At 44.7% G+C, this 17,764-nt stretch carries 17 protein-coding genes; 8 read left to right on the forward strand and 9 right to left on the reverse strand.

The window, feature by feature from the left end; translation table 11 throughout:
- Positions 1-266 precede the first annotated feature (266 nt).
- The 3 genes from MARME_RS19710 to MARME_RS19720 all read left to right on the forward strand — a co-directional run bounded on the left by MARME_RS19710 (position 267) and on the right by MARME_RS19720 (position 1,931).
- On the forward strand, positions 267-671 hold the full coding sequence (locus MARME_RS19710) for a hypothetical protein (protein WP_013663034.1): 405 nt from the start codon (positions 267-269) through the stop codon (positions 669-671).
- A 77-nt stretch (positions 672-748) separates the two neighbouring features.
- Positions 749-1,336 carry a phospholipid scramblase-related protein gene (locus MARME_RS19715; RefSeq protein WP_041648025.1) on the forward strand — a complete coding sequence of 196 codons (588 nt, stop codon included), beginning with the start codon at positions 749-751 and terminating at the stop codon, positions 1,334-1,336.
- Between the two features lie 25 nt (positions 1,337-1,361).
- On the forward strand, positions 1,362-1,931 hold the full coding sequence (locus MARME_RS19720; RefSeq protein WP_013663036.1) for a nucleoside 2-deoxyribosyltransferase: 570 nt from the start codon (positions 1,362-1,364) through the stop codon (positions 1,929-1,931).
- A gap of 40 nt (positions 1,932-1,971) precedes the next feature.
- Here MARME_RS19720 and MARME_RS19725 read toward each other — a convergent pair whose 3' ends face one another.
- The 6 genes from MARME_RS19725 to MARME_RS19750 form a co-directional block, all read right to left on the reverse strand.
- Complete coding sequence (locus MARME_RS19725; protein WP_148231061.1) at positions 1,972-2,394, reverse strand: GGDEF domain-containing protein; 423 nt, start codon at positions 2,392-2,394, stop codon at positions 1,972-1,974.
- A 177-nt stretch (positions 2,395-2,571) separates the two neighbouring features.
- Positions 2,572-2,799, reverse strand: a complete 228-nt coding sequence (locus MARME_RS19730) for a hypothetical protein (protein ID WP_041648029.1) — start codon at positions 2,797-2,799, stop codon at positions 2,572-2,574.
- Positions 2,800-3,110: 311 nt separating this feature from the next.
- On the reverse strand, positions 3,111-3,860 hold the full coding sequence (locus tag MARME_RS19735; protein ID WP_013663037.1) for an amino acid ABC transporter ATP-binding protein: 750 nt from the start codon (positions 3,858-3,860) through the stop codon (positions 3,111-3,113).
- Positions 3,853-4,800, reverse strand: coding sequence for an amino acid ABC transporter permease (locus MARME_RS19740; protein WP_013663038.1), 948 nt, complete (start codon positions 4,798-4,800; stop codon positions 3,853-3,855). Before MARME_RS19740 ends, MARME_RS19735 begins: the two co-directional genes overlap by 8 nt.
- 86 nt (positions 4,801-4,886) lie before the next feature.
- The gene (locus MARME_RS19745; protein ID WP_013663039.1) at positions 4,887-5,693 is read right to left on the reverse strand and encodes a transporter substrate-binding domain-containing protein; all 807 of its coding nucleotides are present in this window, start codon (positions 5,691-5,693) and stop codon (positions 4,887-4,889) included.
- Positions 5,694-5,988: 295 nt separating this feature from the next.
- Complete coding sequence (locus MARME_RS19750; protein WP_013663040.1) at positions 5,989-6,354, reverse strand: DUF6404 family protein; 366 nt, start codon at positions 6,352-6,354, stop codon at positions 5,989-5,991.
- Positions 6,355-6,752: 398 nt separating this feature from the next.
- On the opposite strand from MARME_RS19750, the gene MARME_RS19755 reads away from it, so the two are divergent.
- From MARME_RS19755 to MARME_RS19775, 5 genes are all read left to right on the forward strand, one after another.
- Positions 6,753-8,174 carry an MFS transporter gene (locus MARME_RS19755; protein ID WP_013663041.1) on the forward strand — a complete coding sequence of 474 codons (1,422 nt, stop codon included), beginning with the start codon at positions 6,753-6,755 and terminating at the stop codon, positions 8,172-8,174.
- A gap of 25 nt (positions 8,175-8,199) precedes the next feature.
- Positions 8,200-9,045 carry a helix-turn-helix transcriptional regulator gene (locus MARME_RS19760; RefSeq protein ID WP_013663042.1) on the forward strand — a complete coding sequence of 282 codons (846 nt, stop codon included), beginning with the start codon at positions 8,200-8,202 and terminating at the stop codon, positions 9,043-9,045.
- A 63-nt stretch (positions 9,046-9,108) separates the two neighbouring features.
- Positions 9,109-9,675 carry a YbhB/YbcL family Raf kinase inhibitor-like protein gene (locus tag MARME_RS19765; RefSeq protein WP_013663043.1) on the forward strand — a complete coding sequence of 189 codons (567 nt, stop codon included), beginning with the start codon at positions 9,109-9,111 and terminating at the stop codon, positions 9,673-9,675.
- 233 nt (positions 9,676-9,908) lie between these two features.
- A complete protein-coding gene (locus MARME_RS19770; protein WP_013663044.1) occupies positions 9,909-11,885 on the forward strand; it encodes a methyl-accepting chemotaxis protein in 1,977 nt (658 codons plus the stop codon).
- Between the two features lie 300 nt (positions 11,886-12,185).
- Complete coding sequence (locus tag MARME_RS19775) at positions 12,186-13,073, forward strand: O-acetylserine/cysteine exporter (RefSeq protein WP_013663045.1); 888 nt, start codon at positions 12,186-12,188, stop codon at positions 13,071-13,073.
- Between the two features lie 66 nt (positions 13,074-13,139).
- Here MARME_RS19775 and MARME_RS21690 read toward each other — a convergent pair whose 3' ends face one another.
- From MARME_RS21690 to MARME_RS19790, 3 genes are all read right to left on the reverse strand, one after another.
- Positions 13,140-15,209: an EAL domain-containing protein gene (locus tag MARME_RS21690; protein ID WP_013663046.1), complete on the reverse strand. Its 2,070-nt coding sequence runs from the start codon at positions 15,207-15,209 to the stop codon at positions 13,140-13,142.
- A 206-nt stretch (positions 15,210-15,415) separates the two neighbouring features.
- A complete protein-coding gene (locus MARME_RS19785; RefSeq protein WP_013663047.1) occupies positions 15,416-16,237 on the reverse strand; it encodes an ion transporter in 822 nt (273 codons plus the stop codon).
- Between the two features lie 150 nt (positions 16,238-16,387).
- On the reverse strand, positions 16,388-17,749 hold the full coding sequence (locus MARME_RS19790; RefSeq protein ID WP_013663048.1) for a D-serine ammonia-lyase: 1,362 nt from the start codon (positions 17,747-17,749) through the stop codon (positions 16,388-16,390).
- Positions 17,750-17,764 lie beyond the last annotated feature (15 nt).

Genomic DNA, 17,764 nt, shown 5'->3' on the forward strand with positions numbered 1-17,764 from the left:
AGGACTAAATAAAAAAGCGAACCTCTATATATCGAATTTACAAAACGTACAAAAGTATGCAAATAACCTGCAGTACGTGTCAACCAGATAAATCAAAAACCATCGGAAGCGTTTGAAAAATATATCTTTTAGTCGCAACAACCTGACGATGATCAATAATCAACTTATGTGTAAAGATTAAAATACTCTTTTACTCCCCCTTGTCTGCCAACCTAATGCATGAGAAATTAGAATGCAGATTATTCAATTTATTGCAGGATGCAGGCATGAAACATTACTTTTTAGGTAAGTTTACGAGAAGCGACTCTAAGGAAAGTGATGACTCTCCTGAAGCCTTATTAAAAGGAAATCTGAAGAACCAAATCTCAGCCGTACTTCAACGACAGATGAAAGACGCCAATAGCAAAAAAGCCGCATCTTATTTTTGGGGTAATACTGGCTGGGTCATTGAACAAGCCGTTCTTGAATCCAACGATATCGTTGAATGGCTGGATGACGAAGACATTGATCGTTATTTCGAACGGGTATTGCCTGAATTAATGCGACTACTTCAAAAATACCGATCGAGCTGCGACGACCCCAATGGATATGGCTTCGCCGTTATCAATGAACTCGACTTGAAGTTAATCGAGCTCGCTCGAGATTATCAATTGCATGTGCGCCCAGAGTAATCCCTCCGCCCCCTTGTCTTCACCTCACCACTAAACAACCAATAAAAATCTCTGTATCCTACCCTTTTAGGAGTAGCATGATGGACATATTGGCTCGTAACCTCTACCTCGTAAAAGAGCATGTCGGCATGTTTAAGGCCGCCAATAACTTCGATATATTTGATCCAGACAATGGCGACAAAATTCTCGAATGCCGAGAAGAGAGCTTGGGGATTATCACCAAGATACTTCGATTTACAGATTATAAAACCTATACGCCGTTTGACGTGCGCATTCGAGCGGAAGACGGCACTCAAGTCGTCCGTGTTAAACGGGGTATATCACTACTTCGCTCCCATGTTGAAGTGTTCGACGAAAACAATGCTCTTTTAGGCAGTTTTCATCAAAAGCTTTTATCCATTGGCGGCAAGTTCTCTATTCAAGACCAACACGGCAATGAAGTCTGTGAACTGAAAGGTAAATGGACAGGGTGGGATTTTAAATTTCTCTACGGTGATATAGAAATGGCCCATGTGAGCAAGCAATGGGCTGGAATCGGCAAAGAAATGTTCACCAGTGCCGATAACTACGTACTTCAAATTTCTGATCATATCGCCCCCAACAGCCCCGCAAGACAGCTGATTATTGCCGCCGTCATGTGCATCGATATGGTACTGAAAGAATAAAAGCATGATCTAAGGAGACGATGCGGTGCAAACAATTTACCTAGCAGGCCCTGAAGTATTTTTACCCAATGCAGAGGAGATAGGCGAGAACAAAAAGTCACTCTGTAAAAAATACGGTTTTATTGGTCTTTTCCCTCTCGATAAAGTGATTACGCCGCAAAAAACACCGATTGAGACGGCGCTTGCCATCAGCGAAGGAAACGAGCTCCTCGTTGAAAGGTCCGACATTGTGCTTGCCAATTTAACACCTTTTCGCGGCACAAGCGCAGATGCCGGCACCATTTACGAACTGGGGTTAGGAAGAGGGCTACGCAAACAACTAGCAGCCTACAGCAATACCACAACCCCTTTTTTAGAGCGCGTGTGGCGAGATTATGGCCAAGGTTCCATTGAACAAGCGCCCAAAGGCGACATACGAGACAGACTCAATCACAAGATAGAAGAGTTCGGTTTAATAGACAACTTAATGCTAGAAGGCGGTATTCATCTTGCAAACGGGCTGTTTCTCGCAGGCGACGTTAACAACGCTTATCTCTATTCAGATTTAAGCGTATTTGAGGCGTTACTGAAAAAGCTGGCCGAGCAAGCCCTTTAATTCTTTAACGTTTGGCAGAGAAAGAAAAGCATAAAAAGCGCTAAGACAATGCGCTTTTTATGCTTTTCTTTTGGTCGTACATTGCATCGTCCGCACGCCGCAGAATCCGGTCAAAATCGATGTCGGATGACACTTTAAAGTCTGTCGCCCCCCATGAGTAACGTAACGCCGGTGCATCGTCCTTACTTAACGGGGAATCGTCTATGTACCGATTGAGCTTATCAATCGGCTCAACCGCAGCCTGTGAGTCCTTTTCGCGCTTATTGCATCTGGACAACACCATAAACTCGTCGCACCCTAGACGGCCAACTAAATCCGTATAATGGAAGCGTTGATGTAACCCATCGGAAAATACTTTAAGTGCTTTGTCGCCTAATTCATGTCCGCCGACATCATTGAGAGCTTTGAAATCGTCCAAATCGAAATAATAAGCGGTAAGTCGCTCATCCATTTGATGAAGCAAAGACTTTTTCCGCCTCGGCGACAAAGCCAGTACGATTGAGAGACTGAGTTAGGCCATCTAACTTTGCGACACGCAGTGCAAGTAACTCTCTTTCAACCATACAACCAAGATCATCTAATGACGCCCTGTCCGACTCATCAAAGTGTCTAGGTTGTTTGTCAATTAAGCATAAAGTCCCTAAAGGGTACCCTTGGTGGTCTCACAAGCAGACAGGCCGACTTTGGACTTAAACCATTGTCGGTCTTGATCAACTAAACTGACCAGAGCGATTGGCACATCAAACAACTTCGTCGCCACGGGCGTAATACTGTCAAAGCGCTGTTCAGGCTCAGAATCCAAAATACGAAGTATGTTCAATGCATAAAGACGCGCATCGTCATTAGTAAGGATATCCGGTTTTTTCACAAAGGGCACCGCTCAGATTCAAACGTTACATAACGTCACCCGAAGGCCACATTCTTACCATGATCAATAAACCATAGCAGTGCTATCGATTCTGATTGTGTCTATTTAGTAAGTAAAATGTAACGCGATATATAACAATAATATGTGAAGTAATAAAACGAGAAGAGACAACACCAGAAAAAATAAAACCAGCACGATTTCTTCACTCATCAAACATTGAATGAATCGAACTGGTCTTGAAGTATTTGTGTTATCGTTTTGGACGTTAACCTAAAGATAAAAGCCCAAAACGATAACGACAGAGACAACCGCTATAAGACTTGCCCTAAGAAACGCTTCAAACGCGGATGATCGGAATCAAAAAACTTATCGGGGGTTTCTTCTAAGATCAATTCGCCATCTTCCATAAAGACAACCCGATCTGCTACCTCTTTTGCAAAGCCCATTTCATGCGTCACCACGACCATGGTCATGCCTTCCTGAGCAAGGCCTTGCATGACGTCTAACACCTCCCCAACCATTTCAGGATCAAGTGCACTAGTGGGCTCATCAAATAACATGATCTTTGGCTTCATCGCCAACGCTCTAGCAATCGCGACACGTTGTTGTTGACCGCCAGATAAACGCGAAGGATAGTTTTGCATCCGCTCTGCTAAGCCAACGCGAGTCAGAAGCTCTTGAGCATGTCTTTCTGCTTCTGATTTGCTTTCTTTACGCACTTTCATTGGCGATAACATCACATTGCCTAACGCGGTTTTATGCGGAAACAAGTTAAACGATTGAAAGACCATGCCGACTTCTTCGCGAACCTTGTTTATATTGGTTGTCTTATCTGTCAACTCTATGCCGTCGATATCGATCGACCCAGTAGAAATGGTTTCTAGCTGGTTCAATGTGCGCAGAAAAGTCGATTTACCTGAGCCACTTGGGCCGATAATCACCACTACTTCACCGCGACTCACATCCAGCGAAACCTTTTTTAACGCATGGCAACCATTCGGGTAGGTCTTATCGACATGACGAGCCTGAATAATAGGCGCTTTTAATGTTTTATCAGTCACTGGCAGATAACCTCTGTTCTAAGATCTGAATGGCCCAAGACAATGCACCGGTCACAACTAAATAGAGCGCAGCGACCGTAAACCAGACTTCAAACGGTGCAAAGCTGCCGCTGACAACTTCACGGCCAGCCTTGGTTAAATCTGTGATGGAAATAACAGATACCAACGAGGAATCTTTGATTAGGTTAATGAACTGACCTGCCAAAGGCGGCAAGGTGCGCTTGATCGCCTGTGGCATCACCACGTAGCACATCGCTTGTACGTAATTCATGCCTAACGAACGCGCGGCTTCCATTTGACCCGTTGGCACCGCTTGAATACCCGCTCGAACGATTTCGGCCACGTAGGCGCCCGTAAAGATAGACAGGGCCGCAACGCCTGCGGTAAATCGATCTAGATCGAATACCGTTCCAATAAAGAAGTAAACGATAAAAATTTGAACCAACAGAGGCGTACCACGAATTACCTCAACGTAGGTCACCGCAAGATTTCGCAACACTTGCCGATGCGAGATGCGCATCAAGCCAAATATCAATCCAAGAATGATTGAAAATATGAGCGATATAAACGATATTTTTATCGTCACCCACAAACCTTCGGCAATAGGACCAAAACGCCAGCCTTCAAGCCGCGCTAGAGTATCGCCCTGGAAAATCAAATCGCCGTCAAACGCAACCAGTGTCGTATAGTCAGTTACCACTTGAGGATCACCGCCGTAGTCAGGTGTAATGCTTAGCTTTCCTTGCTGGTCAACAACGACTGTACCATCCGTGTCTGCGATAATATCCTGTGGGGCTGTGTTTACAATGTAAGGCCACAAGCGCTCCCAGTGCCAGGTATAGTTGATACGTTGCCCGGAGACGTATACTCCAGAAATAAGGACGGCCATGATAAGCAAATAAAGCCCATGACCCAGCCAACGACTAGATTGTGATTGCATGATATCTCTTAATTTGTATGAAAGAGGATGGAGAAAGAGGACTCAGAACGTGACGAGTCCTCTTAAGAGCAGATAGAAGCCGAGTACTACTGAATGCTGTCTACCCAAGAGTCAGATTCAAACCACTTAGAATAGATACGGTCATAAGTGCCGTCATTCTTGATTTGCGTCAGATAGTTATTCAAGAAGTTAAGGAAGTTTGGATCATCCTGACGAATCGCCCAACCAAGCGGCTCGTAAGTAAAAGATTCATCTAGGTGAACCACTGTGTCCTTGTGCTGAGAAGAGTACAACGCGTTAAATGGAAGGTCGTATACAAACGCATCTGCTTTGCCGTTTGCTACTTGTAGCACACCATCAGCCGATGTTTCGAACAAGTCCAACTTCGCTTTTGGCAAGTACTTCTTCGCCGCTTCCGCACCCGTTGTACCAATTTGAGACGTTATTGTGTACTTAGGGTTATTCAGGTCTTTATAGCTTGTGATCGTGCCTTTTAATTCAGGCTTAATCACAACCGTTTGACCAATCGTGATGTAAGGGTTAGAGAACATCACTTTAAGGTTACGTTGTGCCGTAACCGTCATACCACCCATGATAATGTCACATTTTTCGGTTTGTAGAGCCGGGATAATACCGTCCCAAGCGGTGTTCACTGGAACGAATTTTACATCCATAGAACGAGCCATGTGTTTACCCAAATCGATATCGAAACCGATGAAGCGGCCGTCTTTTGTTTTCATTTCAAACGGAATATAACCTGCTTCAAAACAGACTTTAAGTTCGTTGCTGGACAAAATACCATCAATAGCTGATGCAGCACTGGCCTGCGTTGTCGCTAATAGTGAACCCGCTAATGCCAAACCTGTTAAGGCTTTTTTAAAACCGAATTTCATAAGTGTCCCCATTGTTTGTTTTTTAAAAATCATAGAAAGGTGGATGTATTATTTCTGTCACGTTAGTTCTGTATCGTCGTCACAATAACAAGATCGCAATAAAAGACCTGCAACAACGCCACCAAAATCGCCTCAGAAAATGAACATTGAGCTACCTTAATTTATGCACAATATAATCAAATGGCCAGCAAGTAAACGGGTTGTTCAAAAAGTTTTCACACCAGTTGTATGTACAAGCATAAACAAGCCTTTAATTCCTAGTGATTTCAATCAACTAGCAGCTTTTCCCGACCTGTTACTTTTTATCCAAGCCTATGTTTTCCCACGCGCCTAATTTTAGTTGTTTGCGACGAACCGCATAAAAACCAGACATAAATACACCGTAAGCCATGCTCCAAAGTAGGGTCTTATCAAATACAGTTGAATCAAAACCGCCTTGCGTTAGCGCAAAAATAACCGACGCCAGCACCAGCATGTAAACAAAATTCACAACCACATTTGCATGAAATGACAGGTAGTAAGGAGGCGGTAATTTCAGCCCCAATTTTCGAAACAAACCATAGACGGGAGGATTATAATTGGAGCGCCATACGCCCTGCTTTTCAAGCTCTTCGTGCGCTGTTTGAAGCCGTGCATCGAAGTTATTTTTATCTGAAGACAAGACATCACCTATTAGACATTGGAAATTTTCCGTATTGTAAGCGCTCTTGCCTACGACGCAAGAACTTCCCTCATATTCGGTCTTTCTATTGGCCTTTTTCGCGTTTCTCCGACCGAACTAAACCGCGAATCGCGCACATAAAAAGGTTTTCACCATTATCGACCTAAACGCACCTCTTCCCCACCCGCCTCCAACGCCTTTTAGTGCTAGGATGCTCAAACACGTGAACTCGTTGTTGTTTTCATATCTGTGTTTGTTTTGTGGTTGTCTTGTTTTTGTTGTTAGTAAAAACATCGCTAGGGCGCTGAACGTTCTCAAAGACATCAAACAGTAGTGATGATCTCTTACCCTAAACGCACATTAAAATGGCATTGAATAGACTACTGGATTAGATCGAGATGATTGCGATAGATTGCACAAGTGACAAAAAAGAACTCACCAATATCGGGTTAATTACGCTGCTTGCAGGGCTACTGCTCCCCCTTATCGATTTTTCCATTCTTAATGTCGCTTTATCATCAATCGCGGACTCCATTCATGCAAGTCACGTCGAATTAGAGCTGATGGTCGCGATATATGGCGTCGCTTTTTCTGTCTCTATTGCGATGGCTGGAAAACTTGGCGACAGCTACGGTCGTCGGCGATTATTTTGCTATGGCGTGACCTTATTCGGGCTCGCTTCTCTGGCGTGTGGCCTTTCAAATTCAATCGAGATGCTGCTAATTGCGCGCGGCGTGCAAGGCATTGGCGCTGCCTTATTGATCCCTCAAATATTAGCTACAATCCATATATCTTTGTCGGGCAAGCGACATTCCATCGCGATTGGCTCCTACAGTTCGATCGGAGGTATGGCCTTTATTCTGGGACAACTACTGGGTGGTTGGCTTGTGTTCGCCAATATTGCAGACTTGGGTTGGCGAAGCGTATTTTTGGTCAATGTGCCGATTAGCATCGTCATATTAATCGGCGCTTGGCTCTGGATCCCAGAAACAACAGGAAATCGAAAAACCGCGATAGATTGGTCTGGTACATGTTTGCTCGCTTTGGCACTCATGTGTTTGCTGCTGGCTATTTCATTAGGGCCACTTTTTCACTGGACATGGCCTTTTCTTTCTATGTTAGTTGCAGTCGTCCCTTTGCTGCTCATTTTGTGGAATGTGGAAAAATCGAAAGATAATAAGCAGTTAACCACCTTGTTACCCCCTACCTTAATGCGCCAAGCCAACGTGCAGTTCTCCTTTATTCTCGCCATGCTTATGTTTACAAGTTGGGGAGGGTTTATGTTTTCGGTGGCGCTTGTCCTGCAATCAGGCCTTGGATTTCTCCCTATCGAATCGGGTAACAGCTTTATCGCAATGGGAGCAACTTTTTTCATTGGCTCTATCCTTAGTCCCAAGGTCGTGGCTAAGCTTGGAAACTTAAAAACAGTCATACTGGGCTGCGTTCTGCAACTTCCCTTTTTGATAAGCCTAATCCTCACGTTTCATATGACTTGGCCTGACCTGAACGAACTGATTCTGATGCCTGCTACGGCTGGAATGGGGTTTGCTCAAGCTTTTATCGTAACCGGATTTTTTCGTATCGGCCTTGCCAAGATTCAGAAGGAACAAGCTGGTACTGCCAGTGCGATGCTCGCAACCATTCAGCAAGCAACGCTCGCAATTGGCACCGCCCTGCTGGGCACCGTCACCTACCAAGTTCTAGAAAGTACAGGCGATTACTTAACCGCCATCACGACGATGCTTCTATGTGAATTATTTGCTATGGTGCTTTTAACCTGTGCGGCTTGTTGGTTTTATTCAAAGCGACAAGTTCGCTAACAAAACCACATCAAGGGAGCGAGACATGGCGTCACAAAGTCTCATTGACCTCATTACTGACGTAAGCACAACGGACATGCCTCTACCGTTCTTTGTCTATTCTGCAAAGGACGAACAACGCATGGTCAACGTGCCTGTCGTCAATCCATTATTAATTGTTGTTTTAAAAGGACATAAAACACTCGGATTGGGCAATGAATGTTTATGCGGTCCTGAACAGTTTGTTTTCTTGTCCGACAGCCCATCTGTTCACATGAGAAATATTCCTGATCCTAATCAATACGTCGCTTTGATAATCGAATTCGAACGGCAGGATTTTGAAAGCTTGTCGCATTTCGCGCACACAACACCAAATGATTCATTTTATGTTGGAGACCTTTCTAGTGAACTAAAAAAGAGTCTTTATCAGTATGTCGAGTGGGCAAGATGGGCGCCAAAAGAACTTTGGTCATTACGGCGAAAAGAGCTTCTTCACTTGCTTTTTTTAACGGGCCACTCCGTCATTCCATCCATGGTCTCTAACCACAAGGTAAGCCAAAAGCTGCACCATATAATCAGCCTTCATCCAGAAAAAGATCTGCCACTCGACGCTCTATGCGATGAATTAGCCATGAGTGAATCGACCTTACGCCGTAGGCTAAAATCCGAAGGCGTGACCGTCCAAGAAATTAAAGATCAGGTAAAACTGGGACTAGGGATGCATTTACTGCAAACCACACACTTACCCATTTCTATTATCTCAGAGCGTTGCGGCTATTTGTCTCAGTCAAGGTTCGCGAACCGCTTTAAAACTCGATTTGGCCTCACCCCAACAGATTTACGAAAAACAAAATTGACGGATTTGAGCGAAAGTCTGACAGCATCCGCATAATACGGCGTAAAGCAGAGCGTTACTCTTATAGGGTCTTTATTAACCCATTTGAGGGAACGCGAAATGAACATTTCATTGAATATAAAACAGCTATGCGCCATCTCTACCTTATGTCTTGCACCACTTGGCTGGGCAGAAAGTTTGACGCTTACCAGCGAAGACATTGCCGACGGCAAATTTATGACAAAAGCCCAAGAGTTTAATGGGTTCGGTTGTTCAGGTGACGACCTCTCCCCACAACTTACTTGGTCTGGTGCGCCTGCAGGAACAAAAAGCTTTGCACTCACAGCCTATGACCCAGATGCACCAACAGGAAGCGGCTGGTGGCACTGGCAGATCATTAATATCCCTCTGAATGTGAATGAACTTGTCCAAGGAGCAGGAAACCCCAATCAAACATTAGCCCCCAAAGGCAGTATTCAAATCGCAAACGATTATGGTGTCCATGGATTTGGTGGCGCTTGCCCACCACAAGGTCACGGTGTTCACCACTACCGCTTTACTCTACACGCGTTGTCTACTGACAAAATAGACCTGCCTGAGAACGCTTCTGGCGCACTCACAGGTTACATGATTAACGCAAATAGCATCGAAACCAGCACAATTGAATCCTTGTATAAGAGAGACTAGGGAAGGCGTGAACAAGTCCACTGGCTTCAGCGTGTGGATAACTCTTCACTAGCAAGAACTAGGGGTAAACCACGATATTTACGATTGCGGTTTACCCCTAATTATGGCGGCTTGCCTTTCTCGATAAAATTCTTTTATGAGATTTGATAAAAATATACGACTGTCTTTGACTTTACGGCTTGGCAAAGGATTTGCTTAACTATAAGACACAAATAGTGTGTTGAGGAATGAGTATGTCTTTGTCTGTCGTACAACGAATTTTAATTGGTTTTGGCTCCTTATTAGCGCTTTTGCTTGTCGTTGCAGCCGTTAGTATTTCTGGCTCAAATACGATGCAACAACATCTAAAAACCGTCACCGGTGACGTCGCGAACATAACAACAGAAAGTACGATACTGAACGACCAGTTGGCGCTTTCAAATATCGCCGTACTGCGATACCTCGTCACAAAAGCAGAACAAGACCTTGAAGCGCCATTTAATCAGTATACCCAAGGGCAAACTGGTTTTTCCGACACAACAGTACGTCTCAACGACGCTCTGACAGACCACCCTGAACTGGTACAAACACTTCAACAAATTCAAACCAAGTCGAGTGGTTTTTTCGATACGGCAGAGTTCGCACTTAAGAATCATAAGCATTCTATTCAACTCCAACAAGAACTTGCCAATATGAAGCTAGACTGGATTGAGTCGCTTGAATTTGGGATGGACGATCTAACCGCCATTGAAAGTTACCCTGAATCAAAGGAGCAAGAGTTCGCAGCGTCTTATATTCGTAGCCAACTCTCCAGCCTAATCGACCTGACCAACGATTATTTTGACCTAACAGATTTAGGCGAACTCGCGTCCATGCGTACTGAAATGACGAAAGGCTTTGCCCGTATTGGCGACTTGAGTCAAAAATTAAACGATGGAGACATGAACAGTCTGCTCACTGAATTCATTGATAACCTTCAAAGCGATGACGGCGTCGTAAACGCTCACTATACCTTCAACAAACTTAACAAAGAGTCCGAATCTGCCGCCAACCGCTTGATGGAAAGCATGCAGCAATTGCAGCAACACAGCGCTCAACTGCTCGCCGACGTCTCGGCCATTCGAGTAGAAGCACGCGATGATGCCATGCTCGCCTCTCAGTTATCGAGAAGCGTCACCTACGTTTCGGTCGTTATTTCTATTATCGCCGCCCTGATCGTTGCTCTGTGGGTGAGTCGAAGTATTCGAACGCCTTTAGCCGAAGTCATGAGAGTTTTGGGAGACGTCGCGAAAGGTGATTTTACACAGCACAGTAACGTCAAAACAAAAGATGAGTTCGGCGAGCTATCAAAGTGGGTAAACAGTCTGGTTGCGAGACTAAAAGATGTCATGCAGCAAGTAAGTGAAGCATCAGGGAAAGTCGAAAATGCCGCCCACCAAACCCACGAAATTGCGGAGACCTCGCAACACTTAATGAGCTCCCAGAATGAAAAAACCACTGGCGTCGCCTCTGCCATGACAGAGATGGCTGCTACCGTGAACGAAGTCGCTAAAAATGCGGAAAACAGCCTGAACAAAATCCAAAGTGTGGACAAAAACGCAGAAGAAAGCCGAGATAAAATGCAACACAATATCGATGAAGTTGAAAAACTCGTTGCGCAGCTAGAACATTCCACCACCTTAGTAAATAACGTTAACGAGCACTCCAAAAACATCGACCAAATACTAGAAGTTATCCAAGGCATTGCAGAGCAAACCAACTTATTAGCACTTAATGCCGCCATTGAAGCAGCGCGCGCGGGTGAGCAAGGTCGAGGTTTTGCGGTTGTTGCAGACGAAGTACGAACACTGGCGACGCGTACTCACCAGTCGACAGAAGAGATTCAGACCGTCATTCAACAGCTTCAAAAAGGCGTCAAAGAAACTGTTGTTAGTATGGAGCAATGCCGTAACAACGCATACACCAGCATGGATGAAGCGCGTAACGTCGGTACGACGCTTGATTCATTGAGAAGCATGATGTCCGATATTCGAGACTTAAGTATGCAAATAGCAACGGCGGCTGAGCAGCAGTCATTAGTGGCTCAAGAGATAAACCAAAGTGTGCACGAGATCTCGGATAGCAGTGAAACCGCCTCCGCAGAAGCACTTAAAGGCCAAAGAAGCAGTTTGTCCATGACCGAACTTGCCGCGGAGCAAATGCAATTAGTCGCGCAGTTTAAGACACAGTAAAACGAAAAGGCTCTTTGATTCCTTCTTGAACCCAACCGTAAATTGCGAATCCTAGAGCGGCACGTCATGACTAAAAGCCTTTCTTTACCGAACAAAGTTTGACGAAAACTGCCTCAATCTGCCTCTATTAAGAGGTAGCCGCCACAGGCTACAATGGAGCCTCGCTTGCTCTCAAATTGAGCGAGAGAAAAACGACTCGAATTGACTGAGAGCAGAACGAAATATACTCCGTTTTCCGCTCTCGATAAGTCTGCTTGTTTCAATTCCGAAAACAAGCAATGCGGTTCAAGGAACCTTCATATGACACCACACCACCTGTTACTGGGGTTAGCCATTATCTTTGCTTGGGGCTTTAACTTTGTCGTCATACGTTGGGGGCTGGACGGCTTAACGCCAATGATGCTGGGTGGTCTTCGGTTTTTAGCGGTTGCAGTCATTGGGTCGTGCTTTTTTGCAAAGCCTAATACCCCATTGAAGTGGTGGTTTCTATACGCTCTTCCAATCAGCTTTGGGCAATTCGCGTTTCTATTCACCGCGATGGAGTTTGGCATGCCAGCGGGACTTGCTTCCCTTGTGCTCCAAGCTCAAGCCATCTTTACGGTTTTATTCGCCATTTTATTTTTAAAAGAATACATTCGGCCTTATCAAATTATCGCCATTCTCATTGCCGCAATCGGCCTGATGGTCATCGGTTCAGAAAATAACGATACACATATGACCTTAGTTGGCTTTGTTTTAACGCTGGTTGCGGCATCGAGCTGGGCGATAGGTAATATTGCAACGAAGATAATCAGTCAAAAAGGATACAGCGCAAACGTCAACCTTGTTATTTGGTCTTGCTGGATTCCACCTATTCCCTTCTTTCTTTGCGCGTACTTTATCGACGGTAGCGACTTAATGTGGGATAGCCTGCTGCACATCGATATAACCACCATCGCGACACTTGCCTATCTCTCGATTTTTGCAACGGTAGGAGGATACGGACTCTGGAGCTTTTTGATGTCTCGCTACTCGGCAAGCACGGTCGCACCCCTTACTTTGGGTGTGCCTGTTGTAGGGCTGACATCGTCAGCGATGCTGCTTGACGAGCACATATCAAACGTTCAATGGATCGGTATCGGTGTGGTGCTAGTTGGGCTGATCTTAAATACATTTGGCGGTAAGTGGCTCAAAGCCCTGAGCCGCTAACGCTTGAAAATATGGGAGTCCAGTTAAAGGCTCTGCGAATGAGCCTTCAGCGAAAAGGCCCATTCCTCAGAGAACACCAAGCAACAACAAATCCTTTGATTTAAGACGATCATTTAAATCAATCACGTCAGAAAGTTGAGTCGGCATAGAGATATAATACCCTTGAAAATAAACACACCCCATTTCACGCAATCGCTTTAATTGAAGTTGGGTTTCAATACCTTCTGCGACAAGGTCGTATTTGAAAGCGCGCGCGATGGTGATCATTGACTGGATAATCACCCCCGTTTCATACTCATCCATTTCGTTAACAAACCCTCTGTCGATCTTAATTTCGTCAACTGGAATGTTTTTAAGATGATTAAACGACGTGTAGCCCGTTCCAAAGTCATCAAGAGAAATACGACACCCAAAGCTGCGAAGCCTTTCCAACATACAGGTGTTGGCTTGGTTTAGGTCGACGAATGACGTTTCGGTAATCTCCAAACGCAACTGAGAAGGAGAAATAGAACTGGCATTAACCGCCTCTTCAAATCGTTCAATAAAGGTCGTATCCAGTAATTCTTGAGAGGATATATTGATGGAAATCGTAAAGTCATCAGGCAATGATACGCTTTCGAGTGCCTTCAAACTTTTTCCAATCACCATTCGATCGATCTCTCGGATCAGCCCCGTCTTTTCCGCAACGGTAACGTAAACCTGAGGCGACAAGCCGCTTAAACTGTCCAAGCTCGAACGTAGCAAGGCTTCTGCCCCAACGATCTGGTTTACTTGAGCGTCATAAACAGGCAGATACAATAAGTAAAATTTATCTTCAGCTAAACTTTTACGTACTTCTTGCTCAATATAAGCGGAATATCGAATGGCTTCATGAATTTCATCGGTGAACATGCGAATATCTTCATGAGTACCGAGAATAGATTGTACAACTTGTCGAGCCTTGTCGATCACGCCATCCAACAGAACATCTTGCATCGCATCTCTAATAATGCCGATTTTAACTTCAAGTCGAATATGACCTAGCTTTTGAAGAGTGTCTCCCTGAGTAAGGCTGTCAAACATTGCGCTTTCTTGCTCAAAATCAAGTCTACCATTAGGAAGGTAGACGGCAATTTCGTCATTTTCCAGCGTTGCAATAATCGGCGCTAATCCCTGCAACGCCTCCTGCAAATGCTCTGCACTTTTGGTCACCAGGTAATGCGCGGTATCCACTCCAAAATGTTTCACAACATTTTGCCAGTTTGTGATTTTAACCAAATATAAATGCCCATCATTGAACTCAGGTGAGCGTACAGCATGCTCAAATCCAACCGCATTTAGCAACCCAGTATGCACATCAAACGATGCGTCTTTGCGAACACTACGAAGCAAACGATTATTGAACCAAGCGTAATGAAGTAAAAATAAAAACAAGCAAATTACCCAGTCATACAACAACCACTTATTTAAAGTACGTTTGTTAATGTAATGAGCATGAGAGACCAAATTGGAAACGGTGACTTTATAATGACCTGTCGTTAACGGAACATCATTTATGGAGAACTCCATACTGTGAATCTTTGAAAAGTCTTTATCCGCTTCGTCAAACTCGACCTTGTATTGACTCTGCCACCACGTTTCAACATCGAATCGATTGATAGGAATGTGTTTCTCTCCATTACCTCTGATTCTAACCGCATGATATTTCACATCGCTATTCTTTGGGTAATTGCGGTAGCCGCCTTCCATAATCGTTTTAATAAAAATACGCATACGTCCGTCGTATTCAGGCGCATCCGACCAAACATTAATATCGAGCGAGAACTCATCGACTTTTTCAAACGATTCTTCAGAGCCTTGCTCTCTGGGGAAAGAGAGTGCCGCACCACAGTAGAGAATGGGGATTTCGTCGGTTACATTACACTCAAACTCGACCAAGTTGTCTGCTGTTCTAAAGCGAGTGACGCCAGAAAGATCTTCTCCATTGGACGCGAAGCTAGCACGTAATTCATTACGAGGGTCGGTCAGTAAAGACGTACTTTTGATATTGAGAGGCGAATGAGTAAATGCGAGCAGCGCAAAGCTAATGATTGCAACAATCGTAAAAATGAACAGGTATATCTTAGTTATACTATTAGAATCGTATGTCTTAGGCATACCACAACATCCCTCAGAGCTCTTTTAATGCCTAGTGCGCAGTACCGACCTTATAAAATATTTAAGGAAGGTACTGTTTAACCACAATACTTTGTTTAGAGAAGTGGTGACTCGACTTTCACGCCAAAGTGCGCCACTTCCTTCGGCTATCCCTACCTAATTAGAAGCGTATTCTTTATAGAAATTACAGATAATTTACATTAACTTCAATCCTTAGGCTTATCTAATTTTTCGCTCAACGCTTGGACTTGCTTTTGCAACTCAGAAATCTGGTTAACCAAAGCTTGATGATTATCCTCTTGCTCTTGATGCTCTTTTGCTGATGTTTCCTGAGTCATCACATCCAACACCACCCCAACCATCATGTTTAAGAACACAAACGCCGTTAAAAAGATAAAGACAACATAAAAGATCCAACTAAATGGATAGACCGCCATTGTCTCATACATGACGTCCGTCCAATCTTCAAAGGTCGCAACCCGAAATAGGGTCAGCATGGATATCGCAATGTCCCCCCATAACGTCTCGTTCACATTTTCGAAGAAGATTGAGCCAACTGCGGCAAATAAGTAAAAGATGATAAACATGAGCAAAGCGATGTAGCCCATTTTAGGAATCGCTTTCAGTAGTGCATTGATCAGCACTCTCAAATCAGGAATGATCGAGACCAATCTTAAAACACGGAATACACGTAGCAATCGAGCAACCAGTATCATATCCGTATCGGAAATTGGCATCAGACTCCCGACTACAATTACCATATCAAACACGTTCCAAGGGTCTTTGAAAAAAGCCCTCTTTTTCTCATAAGAAATAAACCGCAGAACAATCTCGACTAAGAAAAAAACCGTAATCGCGGTGTCGAGGTAGTTAATAGCCAACTCAACTTCATAGGGCAGCGAATAGGTTTTTGCGCCTACCGTCAATGCAGCAATGATAATAATGCTGATAATAAAGCCTTGAAACCAAACACTACGTTCAACGCGCTTAACCAAACCTAGAAAAGAGTTTGAAGGGGTTACTTCCATCAGGGGGACGCCTCTCGGATCAATAATGTATTCGTATACGAGATTACCTCATACACGCTTATTCTGATGGCAATACTAATGAGAGAAGGGCTCGCCTTTCAAGGTCTTATTTCGCTTTTGCAGTACGAAAGCAAAACATCATTTATTAATCTACTTAAACGAGACTGCTTGCAAATACTTCTCGTACTCTTCAGCAGGCACAAAAGCGCCTCCGGTAAGCCAAGCAATATGAGTACTATTTCCCATCTTTTCTAACAAACCGTGGTGTTTGAGATAAGTTTGTCCGCTATTCGTGTTCAGCATTTGCAGACCACTGCAACTAATGGCGGCGGACGGCTCAACTTCTATCCCTTGTAAGCGTTTCAACTTTTCCAGATCTCGATAGAGCACGGCATCGCGTTGGGTGTATACACCAGAAACCATATGACGTGTCACATCACAGACCCATTGAGAGGCAGTACCAACGGCTAAACCGTCGGCGTCGGTGTCAATCGACAACCCGAAATCATAAACAGGTGTTGGGGCGCTATTGGGTTGTCCTGCCATCCCCAACAGCATACAAGGCGCTTGAACGGGCTCCGCGAAAAAACAGTGTACGTGATCACCAAAGACCGATTTCAGACCAAACGTGATACCGCCCGGTGCGCCACCAACGCCTGCGGGAAGATAAACAAACAATGGATGATCTTTGTCGACGCTAATCTCTGCGTTTTCCAGCTGCTCTTTTAGTCGCAACGCCGCGACTGCGTATCCCATAAACAAGTGCGACGATCGTTCGTCATCAACGAAATAGCTATAAGGGTCGGCCTCGCTTTGTACTCGCCCTGCTTCAACAGCAGCGCCATAATCAGCAGTATGCTCAACAACCTGAACACCGCGTTTGCGTAAACGGTCTTTCTTCCATTTTTTAGCATCCGACGACATATGCACCACCGCGTTGAAGCCTAACGCGGCGCCAATAATACCGATGCTCAGTCCTAAATTCCCAGTGCTGCCCACCGCAATCGTGTACTGAGCAAATACCGACTTAGCGGGCTCAGATAGAAACGCGTGATAATCTGAATTCGTGCTTTCAATGATGCCCACCTTTAATGCAAGTGATTCGGCGAAATGCAGTACTTCATGAATACCACCCCGCGCCTTTATCGAGCCGGCCACTGGGAGGTTATGGTCACTTTTTATGAACAAACGTCCACCAGCTTGATTCAGCTTTTCAAGCGCCACTTCTCCGTGCGGCAATTCGCCCAGTAGCAATTCGCCACGCAACAGCGAAACCTCGTCCAAGGTGGACTCGATTAGCCCATTGGTTTCTTTAAGTTCAGGGAAAAGTGATATCAATACGGGAGAGAATCGACGCAGACGAGCATCGGCATCAAAGATCAAGCCCACATCAGCAAAGGTTGTGGCTTCGGAGCCGTAACTGGGATTAATCCACAAAAACGGCTCTGCGTCTCTTATGTATTCGGTTTGTTTTTTAGAAAGGTTTAACTTCGCTTTTTCTGACGTGCTCATACTGCTTCGCGTCCA

This window comes from Marinomonas mediterranea MMB-1, from assembly GCF_000192865.1.
GTDB lineage: Bacteria > Pseudomonadota > Gammaproteobacteria > Pseudomonadales > Marinomonadaceae > Marinomonas > Marinomonas mediterranea.

What these genes read in the sequence shown, in the direction of transcription:
- MARME_RS19710 (WP_013663034.1), top strand. Translation starts at nt 267, where the DNA reads ATGAAACATTACTTTTTAGGTAAGTTTACGAGAAGCGACTCTAAGGAA.
- MARME_RS19715 (WP_041648025.1), top strand. Translation starts at nt 749, where the DNA reads ATGATGGACATATTGGCTCGTAACCTCTACCTCGTAAAAGAGCATGTC.
- MARME_RS19740 (WP_013663038.1), bottom strand. Translation starts at nt 4,800, where the DNA reads ATGCAATCACAATCTAGTCGTTGGCTGGGTCATGGGCTTTATTTGCTT.
- MARME_RS19745 (WP_013663039.1), bottom strand. Translation starts at nt 5,693, where the DNA reads ATGAAATTCGGTTTTAAAAAAGCCTTAACAGGTTTGGCATTAGCGGGT.
- MARME_RS19755 (WP_013663041.1), top strand. Translation starts at nt 6,753, where the DNA reads ATGATTGCGATAGATTGCACAAGTGACAAAAAAGAACTCACCAATATC.
- MARME_RS19760 (WP_013663042.1), top strand. Translation starts at nt 8,200, where the DNA reads ATGGCGTCACAAAGTCTCATTGACCTCATTACTGACGTAAGCACAACG.
- MARME_RS19765 (WP_013663043.1), top strand. Translation starts at nt 9,109, where the DNA reads ATGAACATTTCATTGAATATAAAACAGCTATGCGCCATCTCTACCTTA.
- MARME_RS19770 (WP_013663044.1), top strand. Translation starts at nt 9,909, where the DNA reads ATGTCTTTGTCTGTCGTACAACGAATTTTAATTGGTTTTGGCTCCTTA.
- MARME_RS19775 (WP_013663045.1), top strand. Translation starts at nt 12,186, where the DNA reads ATGACACCACACCACCTGTTACTGGGGTTAGCCATTATCTTTGCTTGG.
- MARME_RS21690 (WP_013663046.1), bottom strand. Translation starts at nt 15,209, where the DNA reads ATGCCTAAGACATACGATTCTAATAGTATAACTAAGATATACCTGTTC.
- MARME_RS19785 (WP_013663047.1), bottom strand. Translation starts at nt 16,237, where the DNA reads ATGGAAGTAACCCCTTCAAACTCTTTTCTAGGTTTGGTTAAGCGCGTT.
- MARME_RS19790 (WP_013663048.1), bottom strand. Translation starts at nt 17,749, where the DNA reads ATGAGCACGTCAGAAAAAGCGAAGTTAAACCTTTCTAAAAAACAAACC.